General features: G+C 62.4%; 5 protein-coding genes. All 5 read right to left on the bottom strand.

Annotated elements, in window-relative coordinates:
- Positions 1 to 171 precede the first annotated feature (171 nt).
- The 5 genes from ACFMO5_RS07000 to ACFMO5_RS07020 all read right to left on the bottom strand — a co-directional run bounded on the left by ACFMO5_RS07000 (position 172) and on the right by ACFMO5_RS07020 (position 11,674).
- Positions 172 to 5,973 carry a GAF domain-containing protein gene (locus ACFMO5_RS07000; RefSeq protein ID WP_376792041.1) on the bottom strand — a complete coding sequence of 1,934 codons (5,802 nt, stop codon included), beginning with the start codon at positions 5,971 to 5,973 and terminating at the stop codon, positions 172 to 174.
- An 11-nt stretch (positions 5,974 to 5,984) separates the two neighbouring features.
- Positions 5,985 to 6,416, bottom strand: coding sequence for a response regulator (locus tag ACFMO5_RS07005; protein WP_376792042.1), 432 nt, complete (start codon positions 6,414 to 6,416; stop codon positions 5,985 to 5,987).
- Positions 6,406 to 6,795 carry a response regulator gene (locus ACFMO5_RS07010; RefSeq protein WP_376792043.1) on the bottom strand — a complete coding sequence of 130 codons (390 nt, stop codon included), beginning with the start codon at positions 6,793 to 6,795 and terminating at the stop codon, positions 6,406 to 6,408. The genes ACFMO5_RS07005 and ACFMO5_RS07010 overlap by 11 nt, the downstream gene beginning before the upstream one ends.
- 517 nt (positions 6,796 to 7,312) lie before the next feature.
- Positions 7,313 to 8,794: a CCA tRNA nucleotidyltransferase gene (locus ACFMO5_RS07015; RefSeq protein WP_376792044.1), complete on the bottom strand. Its 1,482-nt coding sequence runs from the start codon at positions 8,792 to 8,794 to the stop codon at positions 7,313 to 7,315.
- A 339-nt stretch (positions 8,795 to 9,133) separates the two neighbouring features.
- Positions 9,134 to 11,674 carry a glycosyltransferase gene (locus ACFMO5_RS07020; protein ID WP_376792045.1) on the bottom strand — a complete coding sequence of 847 codons (2,541 nt, stop codon included), beginning with the start codon at positions 11,672 to 11,674 and terminating at the stop codon, positions 9,134 to 9,136.
- Positions 11,675 to 11,841 lie beyond the last annotated feature (167 nt).

Consider the following 11,841-nt stretch of genomic DNA (forward strand, 5'->3'; position numbering starts at 1 on the left):
CCCGCAGCCCTTCGGGCTGCGGGGGCCAGGGGAACCGCTTAAAAGCGCGTCCGGTCGTAGAAGCAGCAGTATCGCTTCATTCGTTTGGGTTTTGAAGCTATGCAGACCTTTGGCGCTCCCCGTAGCTGATCCGCATCCAAATCCCCGGGATGGGGTGAAAGGTAACCTCAGTTATTCCACCCGGTCTCGTTGAGCCTTCTGCAACACTTCCACAATCTCTGCGAGAAGGGCCTCTGGATCCACGCCCACCTTTTGAAGCAGAGATTCGATCCGTCCGTTCAGCCTCCGGCGATCTTCCTCCGTCAGCGATTTCGCCGTCAGCACAATGATGGGAATGGCCCGGGTGGCCGGATCCTCCTTCAACGCCTCCACCACCATAAAACCATCCATCTCGGGCATCATCAAATCCAGGATCACCAAATCGGGCCGCTCCCGTCGGGCGAGGGCGGTTCCTTCTTGCCCGCCAGAGGCCTCCAGAACTTGATAGCCACCCAGTCGCTCCAGAACCCGCCGGATGAGTTGGCGATCGGCTTCCGAATCATCGATCACTAAGACCTTGAGTGGCCCCGGCCGACCATCCACCCGCCGGATCGCCTCCAGCAGCTCTTCCTCGGTGAAGGGTTTGACCAGATACTCAGCAGCCCCCAAACCGAAACCCCGCCCTCGCTCATCGACAATCGAGCAAATGATCACCGGGATCCCACGGGTCTCTGGATCGCTCTTCAACTCCTGGAGGATCGCCCACCCATCTTTATGCGGCATCATAATGTCCAGCGTGATCACATCGGGACGGACCTTACGAACGACCTCCAACACGTCCTGCGCGTCCGCAAGCCCGACCACCTGAAAGCCGTGTTTCTCCAGATAGCGACGATACAGGGCGATGACATTTAAATCATCATCCACGCAGAGGACAATAGGGTGGCCCGAACGACGTTCCGCGGGAGGCTGAGGCCGGGCGCGGGGGAGGGTAAAGAAGAACGTAGACCCCTTCCCCACCTCGCTCTCCACCCAGATGCGACCACCCATCAGCTCTACCAGGCGTCGGGCGATGGCCAGGCCAAGCCCGGTCCCGCCATAGCGCCGCGTGGTTCCGCTCTCCACCTGGGTGAACTCTCGGAAGATCTCCTCTTGTTTCTCCCTGGGAATCCCAATCCCTGTGTCCTGCACGCTGATCGTCACGAAGGACTCATCCGCCCAAGCCCTGACAGCGATGAAGCCCTGATCCGTGAATTTGGCCGCGTTGGAGACTAGATTGAGCAAGACCTGGCGAGCCCGTTGCGCATCGGCCCAGACCGATGGGAGATCCTCAGGGACCTCTTGGCGGAGCTCGATGGGCTTGTCGCGGGTGAGGCCGACTGCCGTGGACATCACGCCCCGGATGATCTCTCGCATGTCGACCTCGGCGAAATGGAGCTCCATCCGGCCTGCCTCGATCTTGGAGAGGTCGAGGATATCATTGATCAGGCCCAACAGATGCTGTCCGGCGTTATAGATCGCTGTAAGGTCCTGGCGCTGGGCCTCCGTCAGCGGCCCATCGATACCTTTCAAGATCACCCGACTGAACCCGAGGATGGAGTTCAGTGGGGTCCGCAACTCATGGGACATGTTCGCGATGAACTGGGTCTTCAACCGATCCAATTCCCGCAAGCGCTCCGCCGTGCGCTTCTGTTCCTCATAGAGCATGGCGTTCTGGAGCGCCACCGCCAGGTTGTCCGCCACGATGCCGAGGACTGTGAGATCATCCGGCGTAAAGGCATGGGGACGATCCGCTTGGATCGTTATGGCTCCTAGGACCCGGTCGCCCACGATCAGCGGCAGGGCCATCTCCGCCCGGGTGGCCGGGAGCAGCGGGTTCACGTAGCGGGCCTCCGCCTCGCTGACGTCCTGGGCGACCACCGGCTGCCGACGGGCGCAGGCCTGGCCGATCATGGACTCCCCACCTACGCGCAGACGGTGCCCCCGAGCGACCATCTGCCGGCCAGCCTCCCCGGTGCCTGCCCACAGGATCGCCCACTCCCCGGACGGATCCAGGACAAAGGCTCCCACATAGTAGTAATCGAAGCGCTCCCGCACCAGATCCACGGCCTGCTGTAACAGCGTTTCCACATCTAGAACGCTGACGATGATGCGGGAGATTTCAGCCGCCGTCTGAATGCGGCGGGCCTGACGCTGAGCCTGCTCATACAGAAGTGCATTTTCCAGGGCCACAGCTGCCTGTTGGGCGATCGTCTGCGCCAGACGGAGCTCCTCTGGCGTGAAGTGGTGGGGGGCTCGAATGTAATCCAGGCCTACTGTCGCGATCACCTCACCCCGCGCGACCAAGGGGACCACAGCGATGGAGCGGATGCCCAGGCTCGCTAGCAGAGGCCCAGTCGCCTCCAAGCGCTCATCGTGAAGGGTATCCCAAGCCCATTGGGGCTCACCGGTTTCCATCACCTGGCGGGTGAAGGCGTTGTCGATCTGGATCCGAACGCCCAAGAAACCGCGAGGGGGATATTCCGCCACCACCACACCATAGTCCCGTCCCCTCTCCCATAGGGCCGCCCCGCCATGATCCGCCCCAAGCACCTCCACATAGGCCTGGCACACAGCCTCCAGGATTTGCACCAAGTCAAGGGAACGAGAAAAGTTCATGGCCAAGCGGTGGAGGGTCGCCAGCTCCCGAGCCCGATGTTGAGCTTGCGCGTAGAGCCGGGCGTTCTGCCACGCAGCCGCCAGCTGATCGGCCATCACCTGGAGGGCCTGGATGTCTTCTTCCGTGAAGGCTGCCGGCTGCTCGGATTGGATATCCAGGACTCCCACGAGCTCCCCCCGCACGATCATGGGGAGGGCGATCTCGGAACGTGTGAGGGGGAGCAAGGGGTTCGCGAATCGGACCGGCTCGACGCCGACGTCCAGGGCGATCCGCGCCTGCCGGTGGGCGGCCGCCCAGCCGACCATGGACTGCCCGCCGATCTCCAGCCGATGGCCATGTTCTCTCATAATCCGGCCGGGCTCGCCGGTCCCGGCGGCGAGGACCATCCACTTCCCCTCCAGACCCGGGACGAACCAGCCTACATAGTAGTAATCGAACCGATCCCGGATCAGCTCCACTGCTTCACTCATCATGCGATCGGGATCGAGGATCGTCGCTGCAATCCGGCTGACTTCCGACGCAGCCTGGAGCAGGCGCGCGCGGCGCTCGGTCTCCATGAACAGCTCCGCTCGTTGAAGGGCGAGAGCAGCACTATTCGCAAGGGTCATCCCCAGGCGGAGTTCCTCACCCGAGAACCAGCGCTCCTTCCGGCTGTCCCATACCTCAATGTGTCCGTAATACCGATCCCCTACCGTTAATGGAATCAACAACACCGTTTGCCCACCATACTGAGCCAGCAACCGGGCTTCAGGAGCCTCCTGAGCCTCCAGCTCGCTGCGGCGGAGGATTACCGGTTGCCGGCTCTCCCGCATCCGTGCGTAAAGGGGGTAGTCTGCATAACGATAGTAGGTGCCCAGATCGGAAACCCGCTCCTCCGGAGCCGCCTCAGGGGCATAGAATTCGCTGATGGCGATAAAGTGTTGACCGTCTGGAGACTCCCGCGCCACATAAGCGCTGGTTGCCCCCAATCCCATGGTGAACGCCCGGCAAACCCGTGAGAGCACCTCTTCCAAGCTGGACGCCTCGGCGAGAGAGGCCGCCATTTCATACAGCAAAGCTTGTTCTCGCAATCGCTGCTCCAGCAACTCAAAGAGGCGCCAGTTTTGCAACACCACCGCGGCGGTATCCGCCAGCGTTTGCAACCGGCGCACGGTTGCATCTTCCAGCCTCAATGGGCGGTTAACACCCTGAGCGATCAACCAGCCCCAGAAAGTATCACCCGACCAGATGGGGAAGAAGGCAATGGAACGGACCCGATGTCGCAGGTAGAACGAGCGGCTGACCTCGTCCAACCAGGGATCGGCCGCCACATCCTGGACGAAGATCGGCTCCCGGGCGGGTTCACGGGCGATGATGGACAGATCCGCCGTCGTGTACCGCCGAGGCTCCATGAAGAGACCCCGATCCCGGTCCCAGATCAAGCGCGCCTGAAGCACCCGGTTCTCCGCCTGGGCTTCCAGATCCTCCACCAGGGTCAGCACATAGCGATCGACTCCATGACTGGGCAGGTGGGCGAGCAACGCCCGGGCCGCCGCCTCGATTGAGGTCGCGGCGGTCAGGTCCCGGGTGGCCAAATAGAGGGCCTGGGTCTCCTCCAGCGCGGATTGAGCTTGCTGATAGAGGCGAGCGTTCTCGATCGCGACCGCCAGTTGGCCCGCCAGGATCTGAAGCACGGAGAGGGCGCCGGCGTCAAACACGTTTTCCAGGGTGCTCTGAACGTCCAAAGCGCCGATCACCCGCTCACCGATCTTCAGCGGGAAAGCAGCCTCCGAGCGGGTCTCGGGGAGGAGCTCGTTCTTCAAATGGATGGGATCCTCCACCGTGCGCTGGGCCACGCGCGGTTGACTGTTCGCGGTCACCCATCCGATGAGGCTTTGACTGCCCACCGCCAGGCGATGACCCCGCTCTTTCAGTTTCCGCCCCACCTCCCCCGTCGATTCCCGCAATACCGCCCACTGGCCACTTTCATCGATCAGGAAAATGGAAACGTGGTAATAACCCAAGCGATCCCGAATCAGGTTCACGGCCGTCCGCATCAGCTCATCGAGATCCAACATCGAAGCGATCAGACGGCCCATCTCTGCTGCTGTTTGAAGTTGATAGGTGCGCTCCTGCACCCGGCGCTCCAGGTTCTGGTAGAGATCCTGCAGGCGGAGCGCCATCGTGTTAAAGGTTTCCGTCAGCACGCCCAGCTCATCCCGCGAGGTGACCGGGACGCGGACGTGGAGCTGGCCGGCCCCTAGACGGCGGGCAGCCTCCGTCAGCTGCCCGAGGGGGCGAGTGAGGGAGGCGGAGGCGATAAAGGAGAGGACAATCGCAATCCCCCCGAGCGCCAGCGCCCACAGCAACGCCTGACGGCCCAGGCGTGCCACCGGCGCTAAAGCCTCATCCTCGCGCTGCAATACCGCCAGGATCCATCCACGCTCCTCAAGGGATGGAAGCCGATGGGCGATCCCCAGGCCCACCCGGCTATAAGCAAGCAGCCAATCAGGGGTGAACATGACTCCTTCTGGCTGAGCGAAGACCCCAAGCTCTCCGCCCAGCGCCGTGATCCGCTGCTCCCGATGCAGCAATCCGATGGGGTCCATCAGGATCTCGCCATCCCGATCCAACAGCAGGGCCCGTCCTGTTCGACCGGTCCGGAACTGGCTGAGGATCCCGAAGATCTGCGAGGCGCCATAGGCGCTTCGGAGCACCCCCACCGCCTGCCGGGTATCAGGTCGGTAGACCGGGACCGCGAGATACACGACCGAGGTCTGAAGGTCCTCGTCGAACTGAAGGGTGCTGATGTAAGGGGCGCCGTTCCCGTGGTTCCAGGCGGCCTGCCACCACGGCTCCTGATCGAAGCGATAGGCGCTGGGGGGCTCGGTGGCCGCCACCAGGATGCCGTGGGCATCCGTGAGGAGGAGATGCAGATGGCCGGAGAGGCGATTCCGAATCGCACGGAGCTGTTCCGCCGCTGGTCCCCGAAGGATTTGTCGCCGCAAGCTAGAGGTCGGCTGGGTCTTCCACAGTAACTCTTCCTGCTGAACGGCATAAACTCTCAGAACCGGATCTGCGTATCGATCGGAATGCTTGCTTGCCTCGGAGATCAGAACTTCTTCCTCAGCCCCCATGCTCAGGCTTTCAATCTGATGCCACATAGTCTGTTCCAAAGCTGCCCGTTGGGTCCGCGCGATCCCCTGAAATTCCTCAGCGATCCGCCCCCGAAGGGCATTCCCCAGCAACCGTGAAGCCACCCCCGTCGTCCCGGCCACGCTCACCAGGACAACGAGGACGAAACCGGCCAGGAATTTCCAGCGCAGCGGCCATGAGCCCCAATCCAGCGTGATCATCCCCTTCCCCCTCAGCCCAGGGTCCAAACCCCTTCGCCGGCGAGGACCCGTCGGATTTGGTCCGGGAAAGCATCGGGGTCGATGGGCTTTCCGATAAACCCATCGAAACCCGCCTCCCGTGCCCGCCGCATGTTGTCTTCCGTTGCCTCCGCCGACACCGCCACCACCCGTGTCCCGTGGAAACGCGGATCCGCGCGGATCTGGCGAAGCACCTCATAGCCATCCTCATAAGGAAGATGGATGTCCAGCAGAATGAGGTCAATATGCGGCAACTGCCCTGCGAACTCCAGGACCTGCCATCCGGAGGCCTTCCATTGGATATCCCGTACCCCCAGATAACCCAGAAGGCGGGCGATCAGCACAAAATTCTGGAGGTTATCTTCCACTACCAGGATCGTGGCTTCTCTGGGATCCGTGGAGGGCTTCATGGCTTCACCGGCCATCGGGGGCCTCCTCCTTCTTCAAGAAAGCAGCAATCTGCCCTGGTAATCCATCCACATCGATCGGCTTGGGGATGTAGCCGTCGCATCCGGTGGCCAGCGCCCGTTCCCGTGTGCCGCGGATCACATCCGCCGTGAGGGCGATGATGGGGACTCCACGGAGATGAGGCATTTGTTTGAAACGACGGACCAGCTCGTATCCGTCGATATCGGGGAGATGGAGGTCGACCAGGATCAAATCGGGGCGCAGCGAGCGGGCGATCTCCAGGCCTCTGGGCCCATCCTCTGCCTCCACCACCCGATATCCCTCCGCTTCAAGGATCCGCCGAACCAGTAACCGGTTCTCGAAGTTATCCTCAATGTATAAAATGAGAGCGCTCATCGATTCTCCTGTTGCGTCTTCTGTTTTGGGGGATGCGCTCGGGAAGACCGATTATTTTTATGTCGTTCGGAGCCCGCAAGCGAAAGGGGAAGGACCCCACCCCCCTTCCCGCTCCTTTCCCACGGTCCAAAAGGTTCTGGGGCTGGAGCCAGGCGCTGAAGGCGCTCGGCTCCAACTCCCGAGCCCGACGAGGAAATCAACCGTGCATTTAATTCTAAATGATGTGCAGGTTATGTGGCAAGACTGTTCTAACCATGCGAATCGGCATGGTTAGCCCGACCGCTACAGGGGCATGTACCAGCGCTTTGAACCTCCCATCGCCGGACGCAGGTCTTAAATACACTAACCCTGCTTGTTAAAGATAACCGATGCTGAAGAGATCCAGTTACGCCCTGCCGCCCTTTCCGTGGCGGTGGCCCTCCCCAGGTTCGTTGCCGGGCTAACCATGGAGGAGAGAAACCCCCATGGGTTGGGGACCGCTTTCGACAGCCTCCGACCCCCGAAGCCTCCGACGGCCTCAGCCTATCTCATCCATCAACTTCCGAGCGAGGGCCAAGGCCTCCTCACGGGTGGTGACCTCACCGGCCGCCTGGGCCTCCCGGACCGCCTCCAGGATGCGACCGAGCCGCGGACCCTCTGGCACGCCCATCGCCAAGAGATCGTCTCCACGAATCAAAGGGATCGGCCGAACGAAGCGTTCCGGAGCCTCGAAGAAGGCCTGCCACAGGATTTGCGCCACATGAAGACGGGGCTTCCAGATCGCATCGGTCAAGGTAGGGCCCCAGACGGCCAACGTGTCCGCAAGCGCGAGCAAGACCAGGTCCACCCCCAACGCCCCTAGATCCCGGAAAAACCGATAAATTGCCCGCGGCGTGAGCCGTCCCCGGGCCAGCCCCTGGGGCCGCATATGGTGGCGGATCAAGGCCTCGACCTCGTGGATTTCATCGTTGCTGAAGCGGAGCGCTTCCAGGCGGCGAGCCGCCGCCTCGGCGCCCACGGCTTCATGACCGATGAAACGGACGCGCCCATCCGGCTCGGCCGTCCGGGTCGCCGGCTTGCCGATATCGTGGAGCAACACCGCCAGAAGCAGCAGCCCCCGACGGGGGTGGTCTACGGCAACCTCCTCTGCCCAGCGGGCCGCCAGCTTCTCCCGCCATGGGGCCATCGCTTCCTCGACTTCGGCCCACCGCGATGGGAGATCCTGCAACTCAGAGGTCTCCACCGTAGCCCCCAGCAGCCGCTCCATCGCGGCAACGGCCCGCAAGGTGTGCTCATAAGCATCCCAGACATGTGGAGGGCTTTGCGCCACACCCCGCAAGTTCCAGACCTCCGGCAGGATCCTCTCCAAGATCCCCAACGCTTCCATCCGGCGCAGGCTGCGGACGACCGGAGGGATCCCGAAGGTTTTCATGAGCTCCTCGCGGATCCGCTCCGACGCGGCGGTGAAAAGCCGGGGAAGAGCCTCCTGGAGTGCTCCCTCAGCCTCCCCGGTCATCCGCAACCCGAACTCCGCCTCCAGGCGGATCGCCCGGATAATCCGCACGGGGTCCCGACGAAAGGCGTCCGGGGCGCAGAGTCGAAGCCGACCGGCCTGCAGATCCTCGAGCCCGCCCAATGGGTCGAAGGGGATCAACGGATCAGCCTGGAGGAATGTGTCGAGATCCGCCATCATCGCGTTGATGGTGAAATCTCGTCGCCGGAGATCCTCTTCCCAGGACTCGCCGTCCCGTGGGGTGAGATCCACATAGAATCGGCGGCCATAAGGATCCTGCCAGACCACGCGACCGAACTCCCGGCGGGCATCGAGGATGTAAAAGAATCCCCCAATCTGATCGGCCAGGGCGCGGGCGAGACGCAGCGCCGGTCCGACCACCACCACATCGAAATCGTTCGGCTCCCGACCGATCACCCGGTCCCGCACGGCCCCGCCGACCAATCGGGCTTCATACCCGCCCTCCTCCAGCAGGCCCTTCAATCGCTTCAGTAGCTCGCGGGACAAAGATCCCTCCCGGCAACCTTAGGAGTCAGGAGATCAGCCAGCGCTCATCCACATCCATGAGATTGTAGAGCCTCTGGAGTGAACGGGAGAAGGAAGGGCGCTCCGCCGGCCGCCGCTTTCTATTCCCCTTCGGTCAGAAGTCGAGGGGAGAGCAGAGATCGGGGGTGAGGAACTTGCATTCTGAGCGAATGCCCGGATTGCGCTCAAGGAGCTTTTGGAGATCGAGGAAGCACCATTTCCCCGCAGCCCGAAGGGCTGCCGCGAAGGAGGAGAAAACCCTTGGGGATGGGGATCGCCGAGGAGGCCCCCAACCCCCTACTCAACAAAGCCCTCAGCGGTTTACCGACGGGTACGGGGCTCTAACGCGGCGATGAAATTTTTGTAAACCTGCTGAACCTCCCAGACGATCCGGTCCGGCCCAAGTGCCCACCATTCGGCGGGGGTGAAATAAGCGGAGACCTCCGCTTCGGATCCGGAACGACCCACCCACTGGAGCACGTGGAGATTGTCTGACTGGGCCATATAGAGGGCCAGCTCAATGATCTCGGGATCCCCCGTGAGACACGCCATCTGATAGGCCTCCAGCATCAGCCGGAAAACCGCCCACTGGGCGCTGTTGCCTAGGAAGAACTCCAGGCCCCCGCTGCCCGCCCATGTGCTGGTGAAAGCGGGCAACGGCAGGTCAAAGCTGCGAGAGCCATAACGGGCGATGATCTCGCTGGGAGTTCGGAAACACAGACCTCGACGCATCACTTCTTGAGGCAGCGCCTCGAGGAACGCGAAGATCCCTGTCTCCTCCCAATGGTGTTCCCCAAAGGTCTCGAAGTCCCAACCCAAGACGATGAAATCCCCCCTATGTTGTGCCAGCCATTCCGCGTAACGATCGGCCAGAAGCGGCCAGCCCTCCCAGCCCCGGTTCGAGAACCGGTAGCCCACATCATCGCTGAGCTGGTAATGGCGAGCCAGCAGTTTCAAACGCCCGCGGCCGTGATGGTAGAGATAAGTGGGCTGGCGCCATTCCATGACCCACGGCCGGCCATCCAAGAAAGCACCGTCGAAGCCCGCCTGATCGAGCGCATGGTAAATCGCGGGGGACATCATCATCTCGGTCGTGTCCGCCACCCGGGGTCGGACGCCGAACAGGCGCTCCAATTGATCGGCGGCCCACTGCATGCGCTGGATGAAACAACGGATATCCCAGAGAAAGATCAAGCTGTGCCGCGGCTCAGCGACCACCAGCTCGACATGGGGGTGACGAACCAGCTCCCGGAAGCGATCCAGGAGCTCCTCATCCCAGCGCTGAGCTTGTTCTAGAAACGTGAGGGTGAATCCAATGGCCAACCGGAATCCAGCATTCAGCAAGGATTCAAAGCGGGCGATCGCTGGATAATAGCAGCGCTGGGCAACGCGCCGGAAGTAACGCTCATTGAGCGCCTCATCGAAGAGGCCTTGGGCCAGGACATCCGCAGGAGCTCCTCGGGGGAGCGGCTGAGCGGGCAGACGAAGCCGACGAGGTTGATGGACGACGGTATAAATGACCACATCCCGCACCCGACCGTCGGGACGGGAGAATACCGGTTTGGGCCAGGGAAGGGCGCCGTTGGCCTGGGCAACGAAAGCCACCTTCTTCAGCAGAAGTTCCAGAACGCGAGGCCAGGTGAAGTCGGCCGCCCGCCGTCGGGCCAGCTCCCGCAGGGCCTCAGCCCGAGCGGGCTCCGCCCGGAGATCCAACAAGCGTAGGACGATCTCCTCCGGCCGATTGGTATCCAACACGATCGCACCCTGGCCATCCATGGCGTATTCTTCCCCAGTGACACCCGTGAACACCAGGCCGCCCGCCGCCATCGCCTCCAACCCAACCAATCCGAAAGGCTCATGGCCGCTGATGGCCAACACTGCGTCGGCCGCTGCATAGAAGGGACGCAGCCATTCTTGAGGCAATGGGAACCCAAAAGAATAGAGATCCGCAGAAGGTGCCTCGTGGAGAATCCTGAGCAAATCCTCCCATGCAGCCGGTGAGCCCGGGAGATGCGCCACCGTTAGACCCAGCGCCCGGGCGCGTGCGAACACCTCCTCCCTATGGGGTTCCATCCCACCCCGCAATGGGAAAACCACTCGATAGCCCATCGCCTTCAATCGGGCCGCCGCCTCGACGGCCAACAGCCAGCGTTTGGCTGGATCGAAACGACCCACTTTAAAGAGCGTCACAGTGCGCTCATCCACGCCCAGCGCTTGGCGGAGGGCAGAGATCTGCTCCGGCGGGACGGGCTCTAGCAAGGCGCAGGGGATCCCATTCGGGATCACCAGTGGGTCGACACCCAACTCCCACATCCGATGCTTCATGTAGCGGCTGACCGTAGTCAGCTGGGCAGCGGCGCTCAGCCTGCCCCAATCGATCCGATGGAAGGACATCGTATTGTTGGCGTTCCAGAAGATCACACATCGCTCCCGCCACCCACGGGCGCGGAGGAGTTCATCGAGATAGATCACCGCCTCCGCCGTTTGCCATTCCTCGGCCAGGATCACAGGGAGACGGCCGGCCTCTAAGGCGGGGCGGATCACATGCTCCAGCAAATAAGGAGGCACCGTCGCGGTGAAATCATGCCGCTTGCCCTCCTCCCCATCGTAGACCCCTGCGGGGTGATAGCGGCTGATCCACTGACACCAGCGATGCAGGATCAATCGATCATCGAAGCGGCTTTCCTCGCCGGGGGCATCGGGGGCGCCGATGAAGAAGAGATGGGTGAGGAATCCATGCTGGGCCAGTGTTTCGGCCAGATGCGTCACCCGAACGGCCAGCCCGCCCGCCTGCGCGTAAGGATCCGGTCCTTCAAAGGAGAGTATGATGAAAACCGTCTCATCTGGCCTTAGACCTGTCATCTTGGCCCTCCCCGCTTTGGGACGTGGCCCGTCAGGCTGGCACGGTCCCGCTGGCGCTTCTTCCGCTGTCCTATGGAGAGTTTGGGGGCGAGCCAGGCGCCAAAGGGGCCCGGCGCGCCCCCCAAAATATCTCTCCATCCCCCTTCCCCACGGCCCAAAGAGCCGTG

The organism is Thermoflexus sp., from assembly GCF_042408365.1.
Lineage (GTDB): Bacteria > Chloroflexota > Anaerolineae > Thermoflexales > Thermoflexaceae > Thermoflexus.

What these genes read in the sequence shown, in the direction of transcription:
- ACFMO5_RS07000 (WP_376792041.1), bottom strand. Translation starts at nt 5,973, where the DNA reads ATGATCACGCTGGATTGGGGCTCATGGCCGCTGCGCTGGAAATTCCTG.
- ACFMO5_RS07005 (WP_376792042.1), bottom strand. Translation starts at nt 6,416, where the DNA reads ATGGCCGGTGAAGCCATGAAGCCCTCCACGGATCCCAGAGAAGCCACG.
- ACFMO5_RS07010 (WP_376792043.1), bottom strand. Translation starts at nt 6,795, where the DNA reads ATGAGCGCTCTCATTTTATACATTGAGGATAACTTCGAGAACCGGTTA.
- ACFMO5_RS07020 (WP_376792045.1), bottom strand. Translation starts at nt 11,674, where the DNA reads ATGACAGGTCTAAGGCCAGATGAGACGGTTTTCATCATACTCTCCTTT.